The sequence below is a fragment of the Deltaproteobacteria bacterium genome, assembly GCA_015233135.1.
GTDB lineage: Bacteria > UBA10199 > UBA10199 > JADFYH01 > JADFYH01 > JADFYH01.
Genome location: JADFYH010000005.1, coordinates 1 through 25,064 on the forward strand (window position 1 = coordinate 1; position 25,064 = coordinate 25,064).

General features: G+C 45.0%; 23 protein-coding genes and 2 pseudogenes. 14 read left to right on the forward strand and 11 right to left on the reverse strand.

Going from position 1 to position 25,064, the window contains the following annotated elements:
• Positions 1–225 precede the first annotated feature (225 nt).
• Entirely contained in the window at positions 226–1,170 is a 945-nt protein-coding gene (locus HQM15_02335) for a glycoside hydrolase family 16 protein (GenBank protein ID MBF0491603.1), read from the forward strand.
• On the opposite strand, the gene HQM15_02340 is transcribed toward HQM15_02335, so the two are convergent.
• Positions 1,118–2,554, reverse strand: coding sequence for a VWA domain-containing protein (locus HQM15_02340; protein ID MBF0491604.1), 1,437 nt, complete (start codon positions 2,552–2,554; stop codon positions 1,118–1,120). The genes HQM15_02335 and HQM15_02340 overlap by 53 nt on opposite strands.
• A gap of 277 nt (positions 2,555–2,831) precedes the next feature.
• Here HQM15_02340 and HQM15_02345 point away from each other — a divergent pair, with 277 nt between their 5' ends.
• The 6 genes and pseudogenes from HQM15_02345 to HQM15_02370 all read left to right on the forward strand — a co-directional run bounded on the left by HQM15_02345 (position 2,832) and on the right by HQM15_02370 (position 12,504).
• Positions 2,832–3,557 (forward strand): response regulator transcription factor, encoded by a 726-nt coding sequence (locus HQM15_02345; protein ID MBF0491605.1) that lies wholly within the window; start codon positions 2,832–2,834, stop codon positions 3,555–3,557.
• Between the two features lie 123 nt (positions 3,558–3,680).
• Positions 3,681–5,603: a HAMP domain-containing histidine kinase gene (locus HQM15_02350; protein ID MBF0491606.1), complete on the forward strand. Its 1,923-nt coding sequence runs from the start codon at positions 3,681–3,683 to the stop codon at positions 5,601–5,603.
• Between the two features lie 96 nt (positions 5,604–5,699).
• Positions 5,700–6,033, forward strand: a pseudogene (locus HQM15_02355) (endonuclease domain-containing protein).
• A 141-nt stretch (positions 6,034–6,174) separates the two neighbouring features.
• Positions 6,175–7,341 carry an AAA family ATPase gene (locus HQM15_02360; GenBank protein ID MBF0491607.1) on the forward strand — a complete coding sequence of 389 codons (1,167 nt, stop codon included), beginning with the start codon at positions 6,175–6,177 and terminating at the stop codon, positions 7,339–7,341.
• 753 nt (positions 7,342–8,094) lie between these two features.
• Positions 8,095–8,370, forward strand: coding sequence for a hypothetical protein (locus HQM15_02365; protein ID MBF0491608.1), 276 nt, complete (start codon positions 8,095–8,097; stop codon positions 8,368–8,370).
• 36 nt (positions 8,371–8,406) lie between these two features.
• Positions 8,407–12,504, forward strand: a complete 4,098-nt coding sequence (locus HQM15_02370; GenBank protein MBF0491609.1) for a hypothetical protein — start codon at positions 8,407–8,409, stop codon at positions 12,502–12,504.
• Positions 12,505–12,607: 103 nt separating this feature from the next.
• On the opposite strand, the gene HQM15_02375 is transcribed toward HQM15_02370, so the two are convergent.
• From HQM15_02375 to HQM15_02395, 5 genes are all read right to left on the reverse strand, one after another.
• Positions 12,608–13,069, reverse strand: a complete 462-nt coding sequence (locus HQM15_02375; protein ID MBF0491610.1) for a hypothetical protein — start codon at positions 13,067–13,069, stop codon at positions 12,608–12,610.
• A gap of 147 nt (positions 13,070–13,216) precedes the next feature.
• Entirely contained in the window at positions 13,217–13,588 is a 372-nt protein-coding gene (locus tag HQM15_02380; protein ID MBF0491611.1) for a helix-turn-helix domain-containing protein, read from the reverse strand.
• Positions 13,585–13,863 carry a hypothetical protein gene (locus HQM15_02385; protein MBF0491612.1) on the reverse strand — a complete coding sequence of 93 codons (279 nt, stop codon included), beginning with the start codon at positions 13,861–13,863 and terminating at the stop codon, positions 13,585–13,587. Before HQM15_02385 ends, HQM15_02380 begins: the two co-directional genes overlap by 4 nt.
• 362 nt (positions 13,864–14,225) lie before the next feature.
• A complete protein-coding gene (locus tag HQM15_02390) occupies positions 14,226–14,543 on the reverse strand; it encodes a putative addiction module antidote protein (GenBank protein MBF0491613.1) in 318 nt (105 codons plus the stop codon).
• A complete protein-coding gene (locus HQM15_02395) occupies positions 14,540–14,875 on the reverse strand; it encodes a type II toxin-antitoxin system RelE/ParE family toxin (protein ID MBF0491614.1) in 336 nt (111 codons plus the stop codon). Before HQM15_02395 ends, HQM15_02390 begins: the two co-directional genes overlap by 4 nt.
• Before the next feature lie 259 nt (positions 14,876–15,134).
• Here HQM15_02395 and HQM15_02400 point away from each other — a divergent pair, with 259 nt between their 5' ends.
• Complete coding sequence (locus HQM15_02400; protein MBF0491615.1) at positions 15,135–15,758, forward strand: NYN domain-containing protein; 624 nt, start codon at positions 15,135–15,137, stop codon at positions 15,756–15,758.
• Between the two features lie 380 nt (positions 15,759–16,138).
• Here the strand turns inward: HQM15_02400 and HQM15_02405 are convergent, their stop codons facing one another.
• The 3 genes from HQM15_02405 to HQM15_02415 form a co-directional block, all read right to left on the reverse strand.
• The gene (locus tag HQM15_02405) at positions 16,139–16,606 is read right to left on the reverse strand and encodes a hypothetical protein (protein MBF0491616.1); all 468 of its coding nucleotides are present in this window, start codon (positions 16,604–16,606) and stop codon (positions 16,139–16,141) included.
• Complete coding sequence (locus tag HQM15_02410; protein MBF0491617.1) at positions 16,560–16,808, reverse strand: hypothetical protein; 249 nt, start codon at positions 16,806–16,808, stop codon at positions 16,560–16,562. Before HQM15_02410 ends, HQM15_02405 begins: the two co-directional genes overlap by 47 nt.
• Positions 16,809–17,221: 413 nt before the next feature.
• Positions 17,222–17,452, reverse strand: a complete 231-nt coding sequence (locus tag HQM15_02415) for a transposase family protein (GenBank protein MBF0491618.1) — start codon at positions 17,450–17,452, stop codon at positions 17,222–17,224.
• 84 nt (positions 17,453–17,536) lie between these two features.
• On the opposite strand from HQM15_02415, the pseudogene HQM15_02420 reads away from it, so the two are divergent.
• From HQM15_02420 to HQM15_02445, 6 genes and pseudogenes are all read left to right on the forward strand, one after another.
• A pseudogene (locus tag HQM15_02420) lies at positions 17,537–17,767 on the forward strand (transposase).
• Positions 17,768–17,863: 96 nt separating this feature from the next.
• Positions 17,864–18,808 (forward strand): J domain-containing protein, encoded by a 945-nt coding sequence (locus HQM15_02425; GenBank protein ID MBF0491619.1) that lies wholly within the window; start codon positions 17,864–17,866, stop codon positions 18,806–18,808.
• 174 nt (positions 18,809–18,982) lie between these two features.
• Positions 18,983–20,920 carry a penicillin-binding protein activator gene (locus HQM15_02430; protein MBF0491620.1) on the forward strand — a complete coding sequence of 646 codons (1,938 nt, stop codon included), beginning with the start codon at positions 18,983–18,985 and terminating at the stop codon, positions 20,918–20,920.
• 137 nt (positions 20,921–21,057) lie between these two features.
• Positions 21,058–21,999: a thiamine-phosphate kinase gene (thiL, locus tag HQM15_02435; GenBank protein ID MBF0491621.1), complete on the forward strand. Its 942-nt coding sequence runs from the start codon at positions 21,058–21,060 to the stop codon at positions 21,997–21,999.
• 8 nt (positions 22,000–22,007) lie between these two features.
• Positions 22,008–23,099, forward strand: a complete 1,092-nt coding sequence (locus HQM15_02440; GenBank protein MBF0491622.1) for a class I SAM-dependent RNA methyltransferase — start codon at positions 22,008–22,010, stop codon at positions 23,097–23,099.
• Positions 23,096–24,250, forward strand: a complete 1,155-nt coding sequence (locus HQM15_02445) for an aminotransferase class V-fold PLP-dependent enzyme (GenBank protein ID MBF0491623.1) — start codon at positions 23,096–23,098, stop codon at positions 24,248–24,250. The genes HQM15_02440 and HQM15_02445 overlap by 4 nt, the downstream gene beginning before the upstream one ends.
• Positions 24,251–24,278: 28 nt before the next feature.
• On the opposite strand, the gene HQM15_02450 is transcribed toward HQM15_02445, so the two are convergent.
• Both HQM15_02450 and HQM15_02455 read right to left on the reverse strand, forming a co-directional pair.
• Positions 24,279–24,485, reverse strand: coding sequence for a ribbon-helix-helix domain-containing protein (locus tag HQM15_02450; protein ID MBF0491624.1), 207 nt, complete (start codon positions 24,483–24,485; stop codon positions 24,279–24,281).
• 6 nt (positions 24,486–24,491) lie between these two features.
• Positions 24,492–25,025 carry an SPOR domain-containing protein gene (locus HQM15_02455; protein ID MBF0491625.1) on the reverse strand — a complete coding sequence of 178 codons (534 nt, stop codon included), beginning with the start codon at positions 25,023–25,025 and terminating at the stop codon, positions 24,492–24,494.
• Between the last annotated feature and the right edge of the window lie 39 nt (positions 25,026–25,064).

Genomic DNA, 25,064 nt, shown 5'->3' on the forward strand with positions numbered 1-25,064 from the left:
CCGAAATCTTCCGCTAGTTCTATCCGAACGATCAGTTCGTAGCTGATCATAGGCGAGGCTCCTTTCTTGTCCTTTTCAAACCAAGAAATCCTCGCCTTCTTTTTATCTCTAAGCAAAATTAAACTTTTCTTACTTTTTGCTCTTTTTTACCCCCAGTAATTAAATGCATCCTTTTAATTAAAACTTAGCAACATTTTTGGAAACCAGACGATACCTGCTTAGGTTATGAATATTTATGAATCCTTAGGCCTTTTGATTACTCGGGTTGTGTTAAGTGCGAATGAACAGCTGAACCCGCCTCATTCCGTTCACTGCCAGGCTGCGCCACAGCAGAGCAGCAGCTTTTTTACTGATTTTTCCCAAAACAATAGGGCGTGGAATCTTGATTTGCGTGGGGATAGGCAATCTCGCTTTTTTTGGGCTAATCCCGGGCGACTTTATTTGCAGGGGCGCTCCGTTTCGAATCCTTCTCCCGCGCTATCAGGGCCCAGTGGGGGAAGCGAAATTGTGAGTCGAGATTCCTTTGGTTATGGGACTTACCGTTTTCGAGTACAATTTTCCGTTTGTGACCGTGAAATTCGAAATGAAAACCTGATCAATGGACTATTTGTTTATTTGAACGATGGAATGGACCACGATCAAAATCATCTTGTGGACAATCGCGAAATTGATTTCGAGTTTGCTTGCGACGAGCCCCATTCCCTTTATCTCAGCTCCTGGACGGATTATAGCGATGAGACCCATCTGCGGAAAGTGACACGCAGAATTAATTTCGAAACAGGAGAAGTGGCACAAACGGCAAGAGGCGGAGAAGGGGCTTATGGCCTTGGTTCTCGTTTTAGAGAAATCCGGTTTCGACATCCTGAACTTTCACTGAATACCCAATTCAACGAAATGGGATTTCGTTGGACGCCTTCACTTCTGAGTTTTTTTATTGTGCTTGGAGGGCGAGAAGTAAATTTGTGGAATGTAAGGGAGCAGACCTTAATTCCTCTAGCCCCTGCACAGCTGCATTTCAATTTATGGTTCCCCGCTCAACATTGGGATACAGGGCAAGCAGCCCAATTTCCTCGAGAGGACTCCAATTTGTTGTTGGATTGCTTCAGTTTCTCTGCTTTTATCGCTGCTGCTGAATTCCCTCATAATGCAGGCCTTTCCCCAGGCTATTGAGGCTTTCTGCGGGTTTGCCGCTTCCATAAGCCTTGTCCATGTCTGACTTTATTTTATCCGCTGCATTCATTTGACCCGCCAGTGCGCTAGAAGGCGCGGCAGCATTGGCTTCCGAGACCTTCGATTTGTAGTCTTGTATTACTTTGTAGGCCCCTTGTGGATTCCCCTCGGAGATTTTCTTGGCGCTTTCCTGGAGGGCTCGTCCGTAATTGTTTTTGGTCCAGCTGTCTTCATACACCTTTTTGTTGATGGATTCTTCGGCCTCGTAACGTTGTGAAGGGTGCAGGCAGGCCACGTAAAGATCGGAGTTTATAAGGGGAGTCTGATAAAAAATTCCCTGCACATAAAACGAGAGGGCCATGTTTCCGATGGGTCGTGAGGGATAGGTATAAGAGTTGGGCAGGCCGAGGCTGAGGTAAATCACTTTTTTCTGTCCGTTGTAGAGATGCCCGGGTTGAACGGTGTAATGATTTCCCTCACGGCTGATGGGGTATCCGGAGGCATCCAGCAGTGAAATATCGGGAGGTAAATCGATTTGCAGCTGCAGGTTTGAGGCATAAATGGAAGAGGCCACCCGGAATTCTTCCGACAAAATATTGTACATGCCGCTGGGGTTTTGCAGATAGTGATAGCTGCCCCGTCCATGATCGGCAAGGTTGGAGAGCAGGTATTCATTAAAATCCAGCCCCACTCCAATGCTCGAAAGTGAAAACATCCCCTGTTCCTGAGGTCCATAACCATAAACAGATTGGGGAGAAACCAGGTTGGCCAGGGCTTCAGGATTCACAATTCCGCGATTGGCGAGGCCATCCGAAATGAGCAGTATCCTCTCCGAACGGTAGGGGCTGTTGTTTTCGCGTATCATCTGAAGGGCCGAACTTAAGCCCGCGGAGATATTCGTATTCCCCCGGGGATTAATCGCCCAGATCTTTTGCTGGAGCTGGGCTTTTTCCACCGCAGAAACCGGGCTCAAATAATGATGAACCTCGGCCGTATCATCGAAGGAAACCAGTCCGAAGCGATCTTCGGGAGACAGCTGTTGCACCAGCGTTTGCAGGGCCTGGTGAGCATATTCCATTTTATTAGCAGCGCTCATGCTGCCGCTGCGATCCAGTACCACCACGAAATCGGTGGGCCTTCGCTGCGACACAAAGCCTCGTGAATATTCCGGTGCATCCAGATCGATTTGCAGATAGACGACGCCGTCTGATCCTTGCAGGATCTTGCTCTGCGAAAGCGAGGCCCTGGCCCTGATTTGCGGGGTTTCCTTTAGAATCGTGTTTGATGTCTCCCTCACCGTTTTTGCCCCCGCACTGCAAGCCGGCAAAAGCCCTTGGGTGATGAGGAGGGTGAAGAGGCTAATTTTTTTTAATATTTTTTTCATGGTGTTTTCCTTTCTTGTTTTACACAATGCAGGAAGCCGTTTCAAAAAATGAGGCCTTTGATTGTAAAAAGAAGAGAGGGAGTTTTTACAAAGGTTTTACAAAGAGTGAGAATGGAGTTTGCTATATTTTGAGTGTATTTCCGCTTCCACCCCCTCTTGGGCTAAGAGGGGGCAGGGGGAGTTACTGTGAAAGAAAAGTACCTTAATTAAATTGGAATCAAATTGTTCATAACGCCCCCCAACCCCCTCTTAGCTTAAGAGGGGGAGATTAAGGATAATGCTTATGAGAGCCGAAAAAAATAAAATCCTGATCGCCGAAGACGAAGCCAGCATACGCCTGGGTCTCATTGATGTTTTCACCTATCACGGTTACGAAGTGACTGCGGTCGAAAATGGGGCAGAGGCCCTAAAACAGGCCCTTAGCGGAGCTTATCATCTGCTGCTTCTGGACGTGATGCTTCCTGAGGTGGATGGATTCAAGATTTGCGATGAGGTGCGAAAAAAAGACAGGGCCCAGCCCATCCTCCTGCTGACGGCAAAAGGGGATGAAGAGGATATCCTCCAAGGGCTCAAGCTGGGGGCGGATGATTATGTCACCAAACCTTTTTCGGTGCGGGAGTTGCTGGCACGTTGTGAGTCGGTGCTACGCCGGAGTCCTAAACTTCAGGTGGAAAAACAAAAAATTGTTTGGGGAGCTTTAACGCTGGATCCGCTCAATCTCACCCTGCAGACGCCGCAGGCAGAACTCGAGCTCACGCGGCGAGAGGTGGATTTGCTGCGTTACCTCATGAAAAACACCGCGCGTCCGGTGTCTCGGCAGGAGTTGTTGAAAGAGGTTTGGGGTTATCCCAATGCGCAGATGGATACGCGGACGGTGGATATTCATATTACGAAGTTGCGCAAGAAAATTGAGGTGGATGCAGAGAATCCAAAACTGATTATTACGGTGCGGGGGGAAGGATATAGGATGCCTCCATTCCCCTCTCTGCCATCTAAAAATTAAAACTGCAGTTTTTGATGCAATTAGATCTCCCTCCCCTCCTGGGGGGAGGGAGCAAATCAGATAAATTTCGACTGCAGTTTTAAAATTTAGGATAAGGAAAAGTTAATTCCCCTCTCCCTTGATATGAAAAAACTCCGCCTCCAATTTTTTGCCTTCTTTTTGTTGCTGCAGCTGGGCCTCCTCTTTCTGCTTTTGAATTCCTATCGTCAGATGGGCATCGAAGAAAAGAGTTTGTGGGAATCCGAAAGTACGAAGGTCTACAACCAGATGCAGGCGCAGATGAGCGATTTGCTGAATCTGGAGGACGCGCGTTCCTTTAAGGAATATCGTTTTTTTGGTGCGTCCGCCTTGTCCAATCTGGGTTATCCCAAAGGCTGGGTTGGCTATTTTCAGGTGGATCCCGATGGAAGTTTCAGCACGCCTTATCTCCCCGCTTCGGAGGAGGCGAAGGCCTTGCCGGATTATTCCCTGCGCCTCAATAAACAAAAGGAGATTGAAAAAAGCACCTCGGACTTTCGAAAGGGAATGAAGGGCGCCTTTGCCGATCGTTCGGTGAAGGGCGAAGGTAAACCGAAAGCAAGGGTCCTTCCCAATATCTATCCCAATCCGATCCGCAGAAAACAGCTGGAGAGCGCTGCTCCTGCTCCCTCGGCAATTCAGGGAGCAATGAAGGATAACGATAAGAAACTGGATTTTGCCCCTGCAGAGCTTGAGTCGCAAGTGGCCAGGCGCCAAGAGGCGGTGCCTGCGGGCTCTGTGAAGACTTTTGAGCAAAATTTTGTAGAATCCAAAAAGCCGATGCCATTAAAGTCGTTGCCCCTGGAAAAACCAAAACCACAAGTGTTTTTGGGTGATGTAGGCGGGAAAGTGGCTGCAACTGGGCAAGGGCTGGCCGAGGCAACGCCTCTTCGTGAAAAGGCCCCTTCCTCCGTGGTTTGGCTCGACCCCTTTCAGGCCAAGGTTTCGGGGGCCTCTCTCATTTTCTTTCGTCGGGTTTGGGTAGAAGAAAAAATGTATCTGCAGGGTTTTGTGCTGCAGGCCCAGCCCTTTTTTGAAGCGCTGATGCAAGGCAGTTTTGACAATTCCGATCTGCCGCGATTTTCCGGCGCTCGCTGGATGTATGAGAAACAGCCGCTTGCGCAGTATGGTCGTGTGGAGGCCGCTGCCAATCCGCAGAACATCCTCTATTCACACCCCATGGATTATCCCCTCGCCTCTATTCGCTGGGAAATCCTCGGGAGATCCTGGCCGCAAATTTCCACGCGTCTTTACCTGAATCTTTTTTCGGGGGGATTGTTTTTGTTTGCCACCCTGGGCCTGTTCTGGATTTACCGTTCTTCGTCCGAGCACATCCGCCTCTCCCAAAAAAGGCAGGATTTTGTCGCCGCCGTCAGCCACGAACTCAAGACGCCTCTCACGTCCATCCGTATGTACAGCGAAATGCTGGAAGACGGTTGGGTGAAAGATGAAAGTAAACAGCAGGAGTATTACCGCAACATTCACCAGGAAAGCGAGCGCCTGTCGCGTCTCATCGAAAACGTCTTGCAGATGGCCCGGCTTGAGAAGCAGACCTGTCCCCTCAACCTCATCCGCCAAAGCCCGCTACAGGACTTGCAGGCCTGGGAAAGGCAATTTGCCGAACTGGCGGCCCGCGAAGGTTTTGTTTTTCGTTTGAATATAGAAGGGGAGCTTCCTGCCATCCAATACGAGCCCGAGGCCCTCAAAGAGGTGCTGCTGATTCTGCTGGAAAACAGCATCAAATTCTCCCGCGCCTCCGCCGGGAAAAATCTCAGTTTGCAGGTCAAAGGCGGCCCATCCTTTCTGCAGCTGATTTGGAGAGACCAAGGCCCGGGCGTGCCGGCCAGGGAACTGAAGCAGATTTTCGAAAAATTTTACCGCGTTGAAAACGAACTCACCCGCAAAACCAAGGGCACCGGCATCGGCCTGGCTATTGCGCAAGCCACGGTGCAAGCCATGGGTGCCAAGATTGAGGCCAGAAATGCCGAAGGGGGAGGGCTGGAGATTGAGATTCGCTGGGGAGGGTGAGGGGGATAAAATAAAAATTCCCTATATTTCAAATTAAAAGTGAACTAAAGACGATTCCCCTCTCCCCTTGGGGGAGAGGGCAGGGTGAGGGGAAAAATGAGTAAATTGATTTGTCTTTCAAAATCTCTCAGGAAAAACTCAACTCATACAGAAAACGATCTCTGGTATTATTTAAGATCGAGGCGATTAAATGGATTGAAATTTAGAAGACAGCATCCTCTTGGACCATACATTGTAGATTTTGTATGTCTTGAGAAGCTCATTGTTATTGAATTGGACGGTGGGCAACATGCTGCAGCTCAAAATAAAGATAAGAAACGAGATGAATGGTTGAAAGCAGAAGGATACCAACGTATTACATTTTTGGAACTCTGAATTTTATGAAAATCGTGAAGGGGTGTTGAGTCAAATTTTAGCAGCAAGTGAATGAACCCCTCACCCTGCCCTCTCCCACAAGGGGAGAGGGGATTATTAAAAGTCCACTTTTAAAATTTAGCAATTCAACAAAAATAAGTATGTTCGATTTTAACAAATACTTGCAAAAAATCGACATACTTACCTACAATGTTTTATGCCTCACCAACGCGCCAGACATGTCCTTCCTCTCCTCTTGAAACGCCTTAAATTGTGGCCTGTGCTGGGAATTCTGGGCGCTCGCCAGGTGGGTAAAAGCACCCTGTTGCGTGACCAGCTTGCAACCCATATTGAGGCCCTCTATCAAACCATGGACAACAAAGAGTTGCGCAGTCAGGCTGAAAAACGGCCCAATTATTTTCTGGATAGGGAAGTGGAAAAAACGCTCATTATTGACGAAGTCCAAAAAGCCCCCGATCTGTTTGATGCGATCAAGGTACGGGTGGATGAAAAACGCAGACCGGGTCGTTTTCTGTTGTCAGGATCCACCGAGTTTTCGCAGAAAACGGGCATTCGGGAATCGCTGACGGGACGCATTGGCATCTTCAGGCTTTACCCGCTTACCCTGGCAGAAAGTGAAGAAAAAAAGTTTTCGAACCCCTGGGTGAGTGGGCATTTTTCAAGCCCTGCTGTTCCGTTTAAAAATCTTCAGCGAAGAATGCATCAGGGAGGAATGCCCGGGATTTGTTTTTTAAGAAGTGAAGAAGAAAGGCGTGCTGCTTTTGATTCGTGGCTTGAAACCACCTGTTATCGGGATATTCAGCAAATTCGGGGGGCGAAAATCAGCGGGGATCTGGCGATGGAAATTTTGTCCATCCTTCCCCAGCTTGAGGAACCCACGCTGGCTGAGATTTCGCTGGCCTTAAGAGTGGATTCCAGAAAAATAAAAAATCATCTGGATGCACTGGAGAGTGTTTTTGTGCTGAACCGACTGAACGCCCACCGACTCGGAACAGGCAAGGCACAGTATTATCTTTTCGATTCGGGTCTCTGTTATCATTTGGGGGGAAGCCCTCGTCTGTTGCTCAAAACCTGGCTCTTCAATGAATGTCTTGCCCAGTTTGAATATAGCGGAGTGAAGGTGAAGGTTTGCCATTATCGATCCTCCCGAAAATCCAGCATCGATTGGGTGCTGGAACGGGAAAGGCAAAGGAGCGCCTATATTTTAACTGAAGAACAGGCTCCGGGAACCTATGTGTTTCGTGCTGCAGAGGCCTTTCTCAAAAAAGCCCCCCAGACAAAGGTGTTTGTGCTGGCCCCGGTGGATAAACCTTATCCGGAAACAAAAAATATCCAGGTGCTTCCCTATGGAGGCCTGGGGTAAATCACCTAAATCCGTCAGTAGATGGATTTAGCAATCCCCCCTCTCGAAGGGAGAGAGCCCCATTCTATAGTTTTTTCCAAGATGTAAAAAAGCAATGCAAAATTACATTAGTGATGTAATTTTGCATTTATCGTTCACCTTGCGCGATATTTGTAATAACTTGAGTTCCGCAGATTTTAAAAATGAAAACTGATTCAAAGTCCTCTCTCCCTTGAGGGGAGAGAGTCAGAGAGAGGGTGATCCTGAGTGCACTAGAAAGACCCCTCACCCTAACCCTCTCCCTCAAGGGGAGAGGGGAAATGCTTTTCAGATAAGCATTTGCCAAGAATTAGCAAAAAAATGATTCTTAAAATCTGCGGAACTCAAGTAATAACTTGGTTACACAACAATCCCCTCTCCACTTGGGGGAGAGGGGAAGGACTAAATATCCCTTCACCAATTTCCTCCACCCCTTAACAACGGTTAACAATTCCAGGCAGTTCTAGGCAAAAATTTCCTACCTTCTCAAATTCAAAAAGGAAAAATTTTCCATTTTTTCTTTACCCGTTTCCCCTCTGACATTTTCCAAGCAAAAATAATTTTTATTTTTTAGATACTTATTAAACGACAGTTTTTTTTTTTTTGGTATTATTTTTGCTTACTTAAACAGAGAAATTTTTTTTAATAAAAAACTCCCTCCCCCTCGACAGGGGAGGAGAATACGGGAGGGCTGCCTTGAAAAAGCAATATCTTGGTTTACTTGCAATCTCCATTTTGTCCTTTAGTGCCTGCGGGTCTGGGTCTTCTACCAGCAGCGATACTTCCGGTACGGGGACGGGCACGGTGACTGTATCTCCTGCTTCGCCTACTGCGGCAGGGGCTGCCACGGTTTCTTCTTCCACCAATTTTCGGGCAGTGAGTTTGGGTTCTTCCACCGCCCTTCAAGGCGTTCAGCAAAGCGCCCATTATCGGCAAATCGATCCCTCTATAGAAATGAATAAAGAGCGTGTGCAAGGCACGACCGCGACGACGACTACGAATCATAAATAAAAATTTTTATTAACAAACCAAGCCGAGGAGAAAAAAATGAAACTCAAGCGCCACCCGTTATTGTCCGTTACCCTTTTGGGGGTCCTATCGCTGGCCAGCCTTCCCCTGCATTCGGCCAGTTCTGTCTTGCCGGTTCAGGGCTATATTGTTGATGCGACTAGCGGCAATCCCTTAACTAGCGATACTGCCATGGTTTTTAATCTGTACGCCACTTGTGACGATACCGCTCCCGTTGCCACCTTTAGCAAAACCGTCAGCTTCAGCTCGGGGGTTTATAATACCACCTTGGATCTCACGACTCTTGACACCACACATCAAGCCGCTGTGACTGCGGCCGATCATCTTTGCCTGGGCATTGCGGTCGGAAGCGATGCCGAGATGACCCCCCGATCGGAGTATGAATCGGGTGTGTATGCCCTGCATGCGAATACGGCCACCAGCGCCACCACAGCCACCACGGCCACTACCGCTCTCACTTGTTCGGGTGTGGCTTCTACAGTCCCCGATGCCCTGGCAGGTACCGGGCTTACTTCCAGTGGTGGACAAATCAACTTAAACACCGCTTCCAGCCTGAGCTGGTCGGGTTCCAATACCTACAGCGGTCAGGTGATTGTCTCCAAAGCCCCGGCCGACACCACTTCCGCAAACGCCGCTTTTCTGATTCAACCGGGGAGTGGTGCTGTTACCGGTGGAAAATTTTTGGCGGTGAAAGATGGTAGCACAGACCTTCTGACCGTAAATAAAGCCGGTGATCTTTATGCGGCGGGAGCAGTGAACCTGGCGGGAACAGTCACCTTGAGTAAGAGCAGCTATACCACCTGTGGCTCTTTAAGCACCGTTGCTGGCGTAGTCACCTGCGGCGTTGGGGGCTCCGGAATTACGGCACTCACGGCAGATGCTGGTGGCTCTGCAAATGGCTCAACAATTACTTTGGCGGGGGGTACCAATGGAATTGATACCGCTCGCAGTGGTGATATTATTACCCTCAATTTAGATACCACCGAGATTGGTACTAGCACCTTTGGTGCGGGTTCTGCTGATTTCGCCTGGACCTTTAATGTCTCGGGTGCAAACGACCCTCTACTGGCCTTTCTCGATGGTCTTGTTGGCATTAAAGGTTCTGGTGGTGCAAAGGCGGGCTTGGCCCTTTATGATAATGCCGGTACCCATTATGTGGATCTTAAAGCCCCTGATAGCGTAGCAAGCAATATCACTTTCACCCTCCCTGGGACTGTTGGAAGTGCGAATCAAGTTTTAACCACAAATGGAAGCGATGGTACCTTAAGTTGGGCCGCCCCAGTGGTCTCTTCGCTAGATGGTGCTGTGATTGGTGGAAGTACTGCTGCTGCAGGAACTTTCACCACGTTACATGCAACTGGTGCGACTACGTTGGATGGAGATGTTGCAGTCAATACAAACAAATTTAATGTCACGGCATCTAATGGAAATACAGCAGTTGCAGGAACCCTAGGTGTGACGGGAGATGTTGCTATCAACACCAATAAATTTACCGTGACAGGAACAAGTGGAAATACAGTAGTGGCGGGGACTCTCAGCACAGCTGGACAAGCTCTGTTTACTAAAAATCCTGGTGATGGAGGGACAGATACCACCTCTGGTAGTGCCTCTGTACTAATTCAACCTTCGACTGCAGCACAAACAAATGAAAAACTTCTTGCGATTAAAACCAGCGGTGGCATTTCTGAGCTATTCACCGTCGATTATGAAGGGGATACCGTTATTGCGGGAACCCTAAACGTGACAGGAGGTATCACGGGTGCAATTACAGGAAACGCTGATACGGCGACGGCTTTGGCTGCAACTCCTAGCGGCTGTACAAATCAATTTGCCAGCAGTATTGCTGCCAATGGTAACCTCGGGTGTGCATCTGTTATAAACGCCGATATTGGTGTAGGTGCCGCGATTGCTTACAGTAAATTGGCCTCACTAAGTACAGGACAAATTCTAGTTGGAAATTCCGGAACTCCAACTGCAACCACAATGGGAGGTGATGCAAGCATCGGAGCTACGGGTACAGTAACCGTTACAGGTGCCTCTGGAGCTTTTGCTGTAACGGGGCAGACGACGGTTGAATCACCAGGGACAGCACTTGCGCCCTCAATTGCTTTTACAGGAGATGCGGACACAGGAATATACAATCCTAGCTCAAATGTGATTGGTTTTTCGGTTGGTAATTCTGAACAGGTAACCATAACAAGTACAGGTATTAATGCTGCTGCAATTGGAGCAACTACACCAAGCACTGGTAAATTTACGACCTTAGAAACAAGCAGCACAGCCACCATTGATGGGCAACTTTTTGCCGATGGGCAAGCTAAGTTTATACATAATGGAGATGCCTCTGCTAACAATGCCGCTGTACTGATTGAACCTACGGGCACAACCGCAGATCAGATATTGCTTGCGATTGAAAATAACGGTGGATCACCTCTTTTCACCGTCGATTATGAAGGGGATACAGCGATAACAGGAGACATTGCTGTCAACACCAACAAATTTAATGTGACGGGAAGTTCAGGAAATACTGCAATAAATGGCACCCTCGGGGTTATCGGGAACGCTACTTTTGGAGATGTTGCTGGTTCAAACCGTGGCATAATAAAAATGTATTCTAATACTGCTGGGAAATATGTAACCTTTACCCCTGCAGATGCTATGGGTGGGCCTGTCAATTACATCCTTCCTGTCGGTGATGGATCTGGTGTGAATGAATTTTTGAAAACAGACGGAGCTGGTAACTTAAGTTGGGCAGCCCCAGCTGCTGCTACCTCGGTTGCTGCTGACTCGGTAGCTCTGGGAACCGATACTACAGGAAATTATGTGGCGACAATTGCAGCAGGTACAGGCGTTACGGTTTCGGGCTCTGGTTCTGAAACTGCGGCAGTTACCGTAGGATTGAGTTATTCGGATACCTTAGCTTCTAACACTTTCACTGCAGGTCAGGCGGTGTTTGATTCGAGTGATGCACAGGGTGGTGTTTTGTTTGAAGGAGCAACGGTGAACTCATTTCAAACTCTTTTAACGGTTGCCGAGCCCACGGCTGATCGCACTCTCACGCTTCCCAATGAATCGGGAACTATCTTGAGTACTGCAGGTATCAATGCTACTACAATTGGAGCAACTACACCAAGCACTGGTAAATTTACTACGCTAACTGTTTCAAGCGGCCAGACGAATTTAGCCGCAGGCACTAACGCTCTCCCAGGATTAATCTTTGGTGACGCTGACCATGATACAGGGATATTCCAGCCTGCCGATGATGTCCTCGGCTTCTCAGCCGACGGAGTTGAACGGGCAAGGATAACAGCCACAGGGTTAAGAGTGGGTGATAGTAACGGTGGTTACTTTACCGTGGATGGAACTACTGGTAACGCTACCACTCAAGGATACTTAATCTCTCAGGCTGATGTTGGTCATACTAAGGGTGGTTTTCTGCTTGAGGAGTCGACTGGGTACCCTACTTTTTATGTGGCTCATGATGGAGGTTTGGGGATCTTAAATGGTTTACATGCTGGTGGTGATGATTCCTTTGATCCACCCGTTTTTGCTGTGAGTAATCTTGGTGCGTTGAATGCTGTAGCAATAGATAGTACCCCGATTGGAGGAACAACCCCCGCTGCTGGACATTTCACTACCCTAGATGCAACAGCAGGTAATGGCCTTGACGCCGCTTCAGCGGGTGCTTTAAATATAGGCGCTACTACAGCAACCTCAGTGAATGTGGGTAATGCCGGTGCAACAACTACGGTGGTTGGGAATCTAGATGTTGCTAAAAATGTGAGATTAACTCCCCCTGCGTCAGTTATTCACATTACAGCTGATAATCAAGTTGTTGCAGAATCGGGAAATACTGGGCAGTCCTATATTAGATTGGACTCAGATAATGCAGTAGCGGCAAACCGTACCATCGTTCTTACACAATCAACCCGTGAAGGCCAAGTTCTTATAATCGAGTGGGTTGGAGCAAATGCAGGCGAAATCTTGAATAATGGTGCACTATCTGGTGGTGGTGACATTCGCTTAAGTGCGGATTGGACGCCAACACAGTATAGTACTTTGACTTTGATTAGTAATGGTACTGAGTGGTTAGAAACAGCACGGAGTATTCATTAATTTGATCAAATAAAAAAACAGTGACAGAGGAAAACTCATTTTCCTCACCCCAGCTTGCAAAAAAGCCCTCCGAGGATGAATCGGGGGGCTTTTTTTTTTGTGATCAAATTCTATGATCGAGCTCTTTAATTTTAAGATCCTGTTTTTCAACTTTTTCAACTACTTGATCTATCTTGTCATTTAACTCTTCGCGGGTTTCTCCTAATTCTTGACGTGTTTTTTTCAATTCTTCCTCCAATCGATCAAATCTTTTATCTACAGCATCAAATTTTTTATCTACAGCATCAAATCTTTTGTCTATGCTATCAAATTTTTTATCTACTGCCAAAAACCTCATATCCACTTGTTGAAAAGATCTACTTACCTCCATCTTAAACTCATTCAACTCTTTTGAAATTTCTTTCGAAAGCTCCTTTTTTTGAAGATCGGTATTTTCATTCACGGCCTTCAACTGACTTCGAATATCTTCCAGAACAATAGCCAGATAACGGTCTTTTTCAGGAGTATCTTTTAGAGTAGAATTCTTGGTTTTTGATTTTATTTTTTTGTTTTTTTCTGTTGCCATTTTTTACCTCGTTTTTAGCCAATTCTCGGCCATACGAGAATAAAGGGGAGAAGTAAAACGGAAAAAATAAAAAACTCATTTTCCTCACCCCCGCTTACAAAAAAGCCCTCCGAGGATGAATCGGGGGGCTTTTTTTTTGGGTAGTTTTCAGGTGATAACTAATTCCAGAGTGACATGATCTGAAAGTAGAATGGGTTTCACTTGTTTTCTATTGGCTCGTGTCTCTTCAAGCTCTACCAGCCCAACTTCTGAAAGATAAAACAAATCTTGTGATACATTTTTCATGTCTTTGTTCAGAGCTTTGGCAAGTTCGTAGATAGAGCCTGGTTGTTTTTGTTTTAAATAGCGGAGAATTCTGATACGTTCCGGTGTCAGAATTTTTCGAACGGCTTCCAGACTTGAAAAATAAATTCCACTTTTGGTCTTACCCCCCTTGCCATTTTGAGCCTTTTTGAAGGCCTTTGAAAAATCCTTCAGCCCTTCGTCTAATGTTTTAATTCTTATGGTCTTTGCTTTCATATTAAAAATTTCTCCACATCCGTTTTAAAATCCTGAATTAATTTTTGAATACTCATCCATTCATACTCAGTCTCAGTTTTTCCGTAATGCCTATGTGGCCCTTTTGGAAAATGATTGTCATAACCTACCAACACTTCGCCATTTTTAACCAGGTAAAGAGAGTATTTCACTCCCAATGGATAATGAGTTGTTTTCTCTAGCTGCCATATTTTTATTTCTACCACTGAGGCATCTTCGTTAATAATTTTCTCGTGAAGCAATAAACCGGCTTTCATGATCAAACTCCATATAGGGTATCATATACCTATTATAGGGCAACAAGAATTAGATGAAGTTTGATGAAGCAATGACTGTGCCACAGGAATAGGTGCATTAAAATGAAATTTAGATGAACCAAGTGTCCGAATTCTGGACAGGGGAGTTGGATTTTCAGAATAAAAAATAGAAAAAACAAAAAACAGTGACGGAGGAGAACTCATTCGGAGGAGAACTCATTTTCCTCACCCCAGCTTGCAAAAAAGCCCTCCGAGGATGAATCGGGGGGCTTTTTTAATTTCAGGTGATGATTAATTCCCGTGTGGTCGCTGTCTCACATTTGGGGTTTTAGTTTTGTTGAACGTGTGGAATTGTTGGGAAATTAAGCAGCGCTTTTGGATAGAGATTGAATGGACAAACGAAATCCTAACCCCTGCAAAATAGCTCCCACTGTTTCTATTGTGGGATTACCTTTTGCAGAAAGGGCTTTATATAAGTTTTGTCTATTTAATAAGGTGCGCTCGGATAGCCTAGAGAGGCCTCCCTGAGCTTCAGCAACATCACGAATGGCTTGAAGGAAGCTAGCCTTGTCTTGATCTTTTTCATATTCTTCCAAGGCTACCTCTAAGTAAATTTTAGCAGCTTTTTTGGTGTTTAATTTGCCGATATGATACTCTCTAAATTTTTTTAAATTTTTCATTTTTTACCCCTGAGAAAGTTATTCCAATACTCTTTTGCTTTTTTTATATCTTTACTTTGAGAACTCTTATCTCCTCCATTCAAAAGAAGGATTAACTTGTTTTTTTCTCTTCCAAAGTAAATTCTATAACCCGGTCCAAAAAAGAATCTTAATTCTTGGACCCCATCTCCTACAGAAGAATGATCTCCAAAATTTCCCTTTTCTAATCGTGTCAAGCGATGACGAATTCGAGCTTGATCTTTAAGATCTAATCCTTCTAACCAGTCTATAAAATAGGACTTCCCTGATTCATTTTGATAAAATTCAATTTCGAATAAAATATCATCTGCCATGATTGATTGTCTTTTTTAAGCGACAGAGTGTCAATCGAAATAAAAAGAATGGTGACGGAGGAGAACTTATTTCCTCACCAATTTGCAAAAAAGCCCTCCGAGGATGAATCGGGGGGCTTTTTTTTTGTGATCAGCATCCTAAGGATTGACAATAGAGATCATCTGTTGCACCATGATCCTCAATACTACCCCTGTTGCCTCGGCACAGGGCGCAGGCCGCCTTCGGGCGGCTTTTGCTTTTCTAATATAATTTCATTTCATGAAAACAAATATTTACGTAGATGCTTTTAATCTTTATTTTGGAGCTCTTAAGGGAACACCATTCAAATGGTTGAATCTTGCCAACATGTGCAAGGTGATGCTGCCAAAAAATCAAATTCATAAAATAAAATATTTTACAGCCCTTGTGAAACCCAGACCTAATGACCCTCAACAACCTATTCGACAGCAAACTTATCTTCGGGCACTTCGGCTACTACCTAATGTAGAAATTATTTTGGGGCATTATCTCAGCCATGAAGTCATGATGCCATTAGCAGACTCCCCACGTAATAAACCAAAATATGTTAAGGTTATCAAAACTGAAGAAAAAGGATCTAATGTAAATCTTGCAACTCATCTTTTGCAAGATGCCTATAAGAATGATTTTGAAGTAGCAGTAGTGATTTCAAACGATTCGGATTTACTGGCACCTATTCAGATCATCAGAACAGATTTTAGAAAAAAAGTAGGAATATTAAATCCACATAAACATCCGAGCCAAACCTTGTTAAGAAATTCTGACTTTTTCAAAACGATTCGACCTAGCGCTTTGAAAGAATCATTATTTCCTTCAAGCTTAAATGATTCTATAGGCGAATTTCATAAGCCAACCAATTGGTAGCGCCGTACAAAAAAAACGGTGACGGAAGAGAACTCATTTTCCTCACCCCAGCTTGCAAAAAAGCCCTCCGAGGAACCTAGATTCGGCAGTAACCGAATCTAGCAAGCCTTTGCAATTGTCCCAGCTCTTCGTTGGGAGCCATTCCCCCGTCAGTCCACGTAGCGCATGCTACGCCTCCTTCCGGGCGAATGGCCCCCGCCTCAATCTGGAACAATTTCAAAACCTTGACCTGGAAAAAGCGATACAACTGCTTTTTCCAGGATGAATCGGGGGGCTTTTTTAATTAGAAAACAAAATGGTAAGGCAATTTGGGAAACTGTGTGATTTCCCATGAGATTGAAATTCAGCTGTTGCAATCCAGGTTTCACTGACGCGCTGAATTAATCTTTAGAGGACGACTTTTGTAATGCCAATTGTCTTTGAATTTCTTCCAAATAACGTAGATCTTCCAAATCTTTGGGGCGAGCGGCAGCTTTTTTCATTTTGATGAGGTCGTCTAAAGAGGCAAAGTAAGTGGGCTCTCCCTCGAACATACCACGCACTTTATTTTTTAGTCCTTTTTCTGTTTCTATTCCCTTGGCTGTGGGATGAATATCCAAGGCATACCAGTATTGGCGAAAGAGAATTTTTTTGGTCTGGAAATCTTCGAGGCTTGCATCGCTGGTGTCGTAACCAAATTTTTCGAGTGCCTTCCTGGCTCTGCTAATATTTTCTTCGCTTGGATTGATCAGGATGTCGATGTCCTGAGTCGCTCGGACATGACCATGATGGGCACAGGCTTCAGCGCCAATGAGCATATACTCAGTGTGCACTTCGTTTAATAATTTGATAAGGTCTTCTCGTTTCATATTTTCCTGCAAGTTTTAAAACATGTTCGGAAAGTAAGTGAAGTTTCTTGATTCTATCTTCTGGTTTAATTGTCAAAGCGCACTTTACCTCAAATTCCAGCTCTTTTTGAAGGTCCTCTTTATCTAAAATAAGCATGGGCATAGCTTGACTCCTGCTTTGGAGGTGTTCCACTTCGATGTCCGATGCATTTTCATTGTTCAATTTTACGAAGGACTTTTCAACTATAAAAACAAACGGGTGACAGAGGAGAACTCATTTTCCTCACCCCAGCTTGCAAAAAAGCCCTCCGAGGAACCTAGATTCGGCAGTAACCGAATCTAGCAAGCCTTTGCAATTGTCCCAGCTCTTCGTTGGGAGCCATTCCCCCGTCAGTCCACGTAGCGCATGCTACGCCTCCTTCCGGGTGAATGGCCCCCGCCTCAATCTGGAACAATTTCAAAACCTTGACCTGGAAAAAGCGATACAACTGCTTTTTTCAGGATGAATCGGGGGGCTTTTTTAATTAGACCTCTTTTATTAATTTACAGATAAGTTATTGTTTTTTCTTAGTCCAAAACGTGTACGACGATTTCTATAGCGTTCCGATAAAATCTTAAAAATCTTCAAACTGCGAATCAGGCTGAAGCTTCACTTAAACCGTAGTCGAGTCCAATGTGAAAGTAAGTCCTATATTCTCTCCAGTACATCAGCGTCATTAAAAGCTGATCTTCTACTTTCAATTTGCAGGGACGACGACGGTGAGGATGCTTCCGAATTTCCTTCAATCCTTGCTTGATGACTTCCACCATCTTTTCGAAGGTCCGACGGGAAATACCCGTCGCTCGACGGAATGCTGGAGCTTTCAAATTTTGTATATTTTCCCATTTCACCAAGAAATTTTAAACACACGCCTTTTTATTCTCAACACTTATCTGCTTACTAATAAAAGAGATCTATTGTATTTATCTTCCTATTCACCCAATTTGAATTTAATTGAAAGGCTTTGGAAATTTGTGAAAAAGGAATGTTTGTACTCGAAATATTACTCAGATTTTGCAAAGTTTAAGAAAGCGATTGAGGAGTGTTTGTCGCATACACACGACCAGCATAAAGAGAAATTAGATTCTCTACTTACTCTCAATTTCCAAACTTTTAAAAATGAAAAACTTGTGCCCGGTTAAAGTATAACAGCAAAAAAATCCGACTGGGAAAAACGAAAGGCCACACTTGACAGCTTTGTCCTTTACCCAGAAAACTCCTAAATTTAGAACATCCTTATGAAACTTCTCAAATACCTCGAAATCTTGGGCCTGCAAGAAGGAGCCAAACCCGACGATATTAAAAAGGCCTTTCGCGATTTGGCCTTTCAGTATCATCCCGATCGTAATCCGGGCAGCAAGGCGGCGGAAGATCAGTTTAAAAAAATTGCCGAGGCTTATGCGTATCTCACCGACAATGCTGAATTGCTTCACGCGATTCATCGGCCTCAAGCTAATACTTCCAAAAACACCCAATTTTATAGCGATATCTTTGATGAACTTTTTGGGGTTCAAGCTCAAAGTACGGTGCAAAAAGGCAAAGATGTTTTTCAGGTGGCGGAATTGAGTTTGAAAGAGGCCTTTTTGGGTAAAAAAGAGACTTTTGTTTACTGGCGGGAATTGCGCTGCGAAAAATGCCTGGGGCTTGGGGCAGCAGCGGGAAAAAAATCACCCACCTGCAGTTATTGTTTTGGTCTGGGAAATATTCAGACGGCGCATCGCTGGGAAAAAATAGAAAAGAAGTGCCCCAAGTGTTTGGGGCTGGGCCGTATTCCTCAAGATCCTTGCAAAAAATGTCGTGGAAAAGGTCTGCTGCCCCATCAGGAAAAATTAAATTATCTCCTTCCTCCTAAAGTGAGGCACGGCCAGGAAATTCGTGTGGTGGCCAAGGGTTCTTTTGCCCCCCGTGCGGCTTCTGCTGGCGATTTGGTGATTCAAATTTACCTAAAAAAGGAAGCGTCCTTTACGTTTGACGGCCCAAATGTTCTATGCGAGGTTTCCATTTCCCCCGAAAAAGCAGCTCAAGGGGGGAGTCTGATTGTGCCCACCTTAATGGGGGAAAGAGAAATAGAGCTGGTTCCCGGCCAAAAGGGAGAGGCGGTTTACTCCATTAAAGATTATGGCCTTGGAGGGGATCAGTTTGTGATTGTACAGGTGAAAAATTCGAAGAGATTACAGAAATAACTCATGTTACGCAATTTTTATTCCCCACCCTCTCCCTCGACGGGAGAGGGCAGGGAGAGGGTGCATAACAGAAAAGTACAATATTGAATTAAGGTATTTTTTGTTCCCCCTCTCCCCGACCCTCCCCCTCCAGGGGGGAGGGAGCTACATGAGTATAAAATAAAAGGTTTAATCATGAAGAAAACAATCTCATCTATAATCTTAGTACTCATGCTGCTTTTTCTGAACCATTGCGGCACCACAGGAAGCGTCTCTCCCTCCAAAGTGAAATACCCCAATGCTGTGAGCTCCGAGGCCAAAACAGATTTTAATAGGGCTGAAAAATTATTTGAAACTGCCAACTATGAGGAAGCAGATAAGCTCTACAAGGCCTATCTCAAGCAATATCCCTACAATGAGTTGAGTGATAAAAGTGACTTTAGACTGGGGCAGATTTTGATGCTCAGGCAGAATTATGCTCAAGCCGTTCAAAGCTTCAAAGCCCTCATCAAGAAAAGTCCCAGTCTGGAAATTAAATCCAAGTCGAATTTGAAATTGGCCCTCTGTTATTATCGTTTGCAAAAAATGGGTGAAACCCTTTCGAGTTTCGCAATGGTGGAGCCCAAATATGCCGACCCTCGTGAAAAAGTAAAAATGAGTTCGGTGGCCCTGAAAATCTTGGGCAAGGAAGATGTCAATAAAAGGGCATTTTATCTGGCTTTGCTGGTGGATGAATATGAAGGTTTTTCCGACGATGCGGAGATCCAAAAACAATTTGGAAAAGAAGCCCCCTCCAAAGCCGAAGTGGAAAAGCAGTTTCAGGAGTGGGTAAAGCTGGCCACGCCGATAGAGGCGATAGACCGTCGTTTGCTCGATTATCGGGGAAAAAGCAGCGGGGCCTCTCTGGATTTCAAGATTGGGAAATCTTATTACGAATCGAAAAATAATGCCAAGGCCAAGGAATATCTCAAGCGCTATGTGTCGAAATATCCCAAACACAACTTTGTGGAGGAGGCCAACAAAATATTGGCAGGCTTGGGAGCGGCGGCGGTTCCCGTGATCGATAACAAAAACGGGATTAAGATTGGAGTGATTCTGCCCCTGAGCGGAAAGTTAGAGCAGTATGGAAATTACGCCCTAAAAGGGATGGAATGTGCGGCTTCCCTCAAACCCGAATGTAAAGGAGGGGTGAGCAATGTGAAGTTGCTGGTGAAAGATTCGATGGGCGATGCACAAAAATCGGCCACTTTGGTGGAAGAATTGGTGAAGGAAAAAGTGAGCCTAATTTTAGGTCCCTTGCCTTCCGCAGAAGTGGAAACGGCAGCGGCCAAGGCAAAAGAGTTGGGGGTGGTACTGGTGGCCCTTTCCCAGAAAAAAGATATTCCTGCCTTGGGTGAAAATATCTTCCGATTTAGTTTGACGCCAGCCGCCCAGACCAGGGCCATCCTCAAGCATCTTTCGAGCCAGAAAGATCAAAATCATTTGGCCATTTTTTATCCAAACAATAATTATGGGCAGGAATTTTTAAGCGAGTTTGAAAGTCAGGTTTCTGGCTATGGGGTAAAAATTGTATCGAAGCAATCCTTTGCGCCCACAAAGGCCGATCTCACCGGAGAACTCCGTCAGCTCAAGCTGAATAGTACTAATGTTAAAGAAAATGGAAAATTATTTGATTCCATTTTTATCCCTGATTCTTATCAAAACATTGGCAAAATTGCGGCGGGTTTTGAAAAAGCCGAACTTTCGGGCTTAAGTGTCATCGGTAGCAATGCCTGGAACGATGCCTCGATTATTTCCAAGTTCAACAATTCGCTAAACTCCGGTTTGTTTGTAGATCTTTATTTTAAAGATTCTACCAAAGAAATTACTCAAAACTTTAATCGTGAATTTCAAAATGCCTACAGCTATGCGCCTTCCAGTTTGGAAGCCATGGGCTATGATATCGTTCGTTTTGTTTCCCAAGCCTTGGGAAACAAGAAAGTTTCTGCGAAGGATCAGGTAAAGTCTGCCTTGGTTCAAATTCAAAATTACAATGGAGTGACGGGTTTAAAAGGATTTGACGATTCGCGTGAGGCTCTCATCAGCCCTGTGTTTATAGGCGTGGATGCGAATGGGTTTAAGGAAATTCAGTAGCACCGCATCCCAGAAATTCCCTGATCCTTCGTTGTCTTTCGTCGGGATATCCTCGACGTACTATTCAGTACGCCTGCGGTACCCTCCTCAAGACGCCTCGACTCAGGAAATTTCTGGGATGCTAGGTAGAATCAAAGATGCAAACTCTCCAACAATTTGGCGAAAAAAAGCTCCATCGTTTTTTGGGGCAATTCAAAGGGGTGGGGGATGATGCAGCAGTTATTCCTTTTCAAAATTCTCAATTAGTTTTTACGACAGATGCCCTGGAAGAAGAGCTTCATTTTTCCTTTCGCTGGATGGCTGTGACTCAACTGGCCTCCAAACTCTTGGCCGTTAATTTGAGCGATTTGGCCGCCATGGGCGCACAACCCAGATGGGCACTGCTTTCTCTGGCGCTTCCAAAAAAAACACCCATTTTAAAATTGAAAACTTTTTTTAAAGCGCTGCAAAAATATTGTCAGCAATTTGGAGTTCAGCTGATTGGCGGAGACACCGACGCCTCGGATAAATGGCGGCTTTCTTTAACTCTAATCGGGGAAGTGAAAAATGCGATTTATCGATCGGGGGCAAAAGTAGGGGAGGATCTCTGGGTGACCGGGAATCCAGGCCATTCGGCCCTGGGGCTTTATGCCTTGCAACAAAATTTGGATCAAAAAAAATTTCGACCTTATATTCAAAAGCATCTTTGCCCACTTCCTCGATTACAAGAAGGCCATTTGCTTTCCACAAAAAAAATAGCCACCGCGATGATCGACGTGAGTGATGGATTATTATTAGATCTAGAGCGACTTTGTGAGGCGTCCAAAGTTGGGGCTGAAATAAAATTACCACAAAATCCGAGCTGGCCTTCTGAGACAAAAGACAAAGAACAGGAATTTGTGGCATGTGGGGGAGAAGATTATGAACTTTTATTTTCTTCTTCTGAGAAAAATAGGAAAGCTATTATGGGTCTTTTTCAGAAGTTGAAAACCCCTTTGCATTTTTTGGGGAAAATCAAAGTTCAAAGATATGGGATCAGCGCGTTGGACTTAGAGGGAAAAGAAATTAAATTTTCCATAAAGGGCTATCAGCATTTTTAAATTTTAGTATGAAAACTCCCCTTGAAATTTCAATTACTCAACTGGCCTTTGGTGGTGAAGGTCTGAGTGAACTGAATGGGAAAAAAGTGTTCGTCCCTTATGCCGTTCCCGGCGATGTGCTCAAAATAAAAATTATAGAAGATAAAAAAGATTATGCCCGAGCGGAGCTTTTAGAAGTTGTGAAAGCCTCTTCCTTGCGAGTGAAAGTGGAGTGCGAATATTTTTATAAGTGTGGGGGCTGTCAGTGGCAGCACATTCGCTATGCAGATCAGCTGCGTTACAAGCATCAGCTGCTGGAGCAGGCTTTGCAGCGCATTGCTAAAATTGAGACGCCACGAATTTTAGCTCCACTTGCTTCTCCAAAAGAATGGAATTATCGAAACCGTATTCGGCTTCAGGTGACTAAGCAAGGTCGTCTTGGTTTTTATAAACCTCATTCTCATGAAGTGCTGCCTATTCGGCAGTGTTTGATTGCCGAAGATGCAATCAATGAACAAATCCCTCAAGTGAAAACCAGTGCTCACGAAATTGAACTCAGTTCTTTTCCAGGAAAAAATCAAACTTTTGCGAATCAAAAAGAAGAGCACTTCTCTCAGGTGAATTCTTTGCAAAATGAAGTTCTCAAAGAGAGGGTAAAAGAATATTTAAATTTAAATCCAAAAATAAATTTGCTTGAGCTTTATGCAGGGGAGGGGAATTTTAGTTTTGATTTGGCCTCTCAGGTTAAACAAGTAACAGCTGTAGAACTGGGTGAAATTGCGGTGCAGAAGGCGCAGGAAAAAATAAAAAAAGAACATCGCCGTAATATTGAATTTATTCAGTCTTCCAGCTTTCGGGCCCTGGACCAATTTAAAAAAGCGGAGAGGGTTTTTGATCGGGTATTGTTGGATCCGCCCCGCAAAGGCGCCGTGGAGTGTCTGGAAGTGCTTGCTACCTTGAATATTCCTGAAATGATTTATGTCTCCTGCGACCCCGCTACCTTGGCTCGGGATGTGAAAAAGTTGATCGATTTGGGTTACCAGCACGATTTTTCACAGGTCCTTGATATGTTTCCTCAGACTTATCATATTGAATCGATCACTCACTTGGTGAAGATATGAGTACTAACCCACAAAAACGCATTTACTTAGACCATGCCGCCACTTCCTTTCCCAAGGCCCCTGGAGTAGCGGAAGCCATTCAAAATTATTTATCCGAATGTGGCGCCTCAGCCGGAAGAGGGGCTTACCAAGAGGCCTTTGAAGCCAAAGATTTGCTGGATGAAGTGAGAGAAGACCTGGCCGATCTCATTGCTGCAAAAGATCCCAAACGCCTTATTTTTACACTCAATGCCTCGGACGCCCTGAATCTTGCCCTCAAAGGAATTTTAAAATTAAAAGATCATGTGGTGGTTTCTGGTATAGAACACAACTCGGTTTGCCGTCCCTTGCATGAACTGAAAAAACGTTTAGAAATTGAATTTACGAAAATCCCGGTCAGTCTCGAAGGAGAACTTGATTTTAAACTTTTAGAAAAATCTATTCGCCCTACTACCAGGCTTCTGGCTTTTTTGCAGGGGAGCAATGTTTCAGGTACCTTGCTGCCTTTGGAACTTCTCTCAGATTTTTCTTTTAAAAAAGGGATTCCACTTTTAGTCGATGCCTCGCAAACCTTAGGGGCTTACCCTTTGGATGTGACTAAAATCAAAATCGATTTACTTGCCTTTCCGGGGCATAAAAGTTTGCTGGGGCCTTTAGGGACAGGCGGACTTTGGGTTCGCGAGGGTCTAGATCTTCAAACTTTAAAAGAAGGGGGAACCGGTTCTTTTTCGGAAGAAGATACCCAGCCAAAATTCTGGCCCGATATTCACGAAAGTGGTTCGCATAATTTGCTGGGCATTGCGGGCCTGGGTGCAGCACTAAAATTTTTGAAAGCCACGGGAGTGGAAAAAATTCGTCAGCACAAAGAAAACTTGCTCCAGCAATTTATGGAAGGTCTAAAAAATATTCCCTCGCTGAAAGTGATTGCGGCACCGGTCAAACAAAATGCGGGGGTGATTTCTCTGCAACATCCCCGATTAAATCCCCAAGAATTTGCTCTCGCCCTGGATGCGCAATTTCGTATCCAAGTGCGTCCGGGCCTACATTGCGCGCCTTGGGCCCATCAGACCTTTGGCACTTATCCTCAAGGAACGGTGAGGATGAGCATTGGATATTCGAATACGGTTCAAGAAGTGGAAGCGGTGTTGAAGGCGCTGAGGAGTTTTTCTTGATGTTATTGCGAGGAGCGAGAGCGAGGTACTAATTTTTCCGAGATAAGTCTCCGAAAGAATGTAGTAAACTCAGCTGTTCACCCGGTAAATTGGACTGATACTTCTCCAAAATCAAATCAATCCCCTGGCGGATATACTCTGCAGTAGGCACCTTGGTTCTCTCGTGCAAGGTCTTGAGCTTTTCGTTTTGCTCGGGGGTGATATAGATGGTGGTGGTAATTTTTTTTCGGGCCATAATGCACTATTGCTCCGTCAACACGACCTGCGGACTCACATTTTCTTTTTCTTTGATTTTTTTTGCAAATTCAGTCGCCGATTCTTCATCTCCAAAATTTCCAATATTCACTCGATACCATTTCCCACGGTCGTGGATATCTTCCACCGAAAGATAGGCCATATAACCTTTTTGTTTCCACTCACCCACCACTTGTATGGCAGAGCTTTCTTCGGGAAAGGAGGCGATTTGCAGGGTATACTCGGAGTTTGCACTCGATTTGATTCGCACGACGGTGTTGCTCTTCTCAAAAGTATTCAGTTTTTTCGCAGCGGGAACACTTTCCGGCACGACCGCATTTTCCTGGTTTTTTTGAGGCAATAAATTGGAGAGCTCCACATCTTTTTGCACCGCTTTTTTCTCGCCAAACGCAGGGCTGGAATTCCCAAATTTTGTCCCCAGGTAAAAAGCCCCTCCTAAAAATGCGACTTGGAGCAGAAGGAACAAAAGTAATTGGGTGAAAGTGAATTGGAGATTTTTGTTTTCGTTAGTGTTGTTCATTATGAATACCCCCTCTTAAGCTAATGAGGAAAAACGATA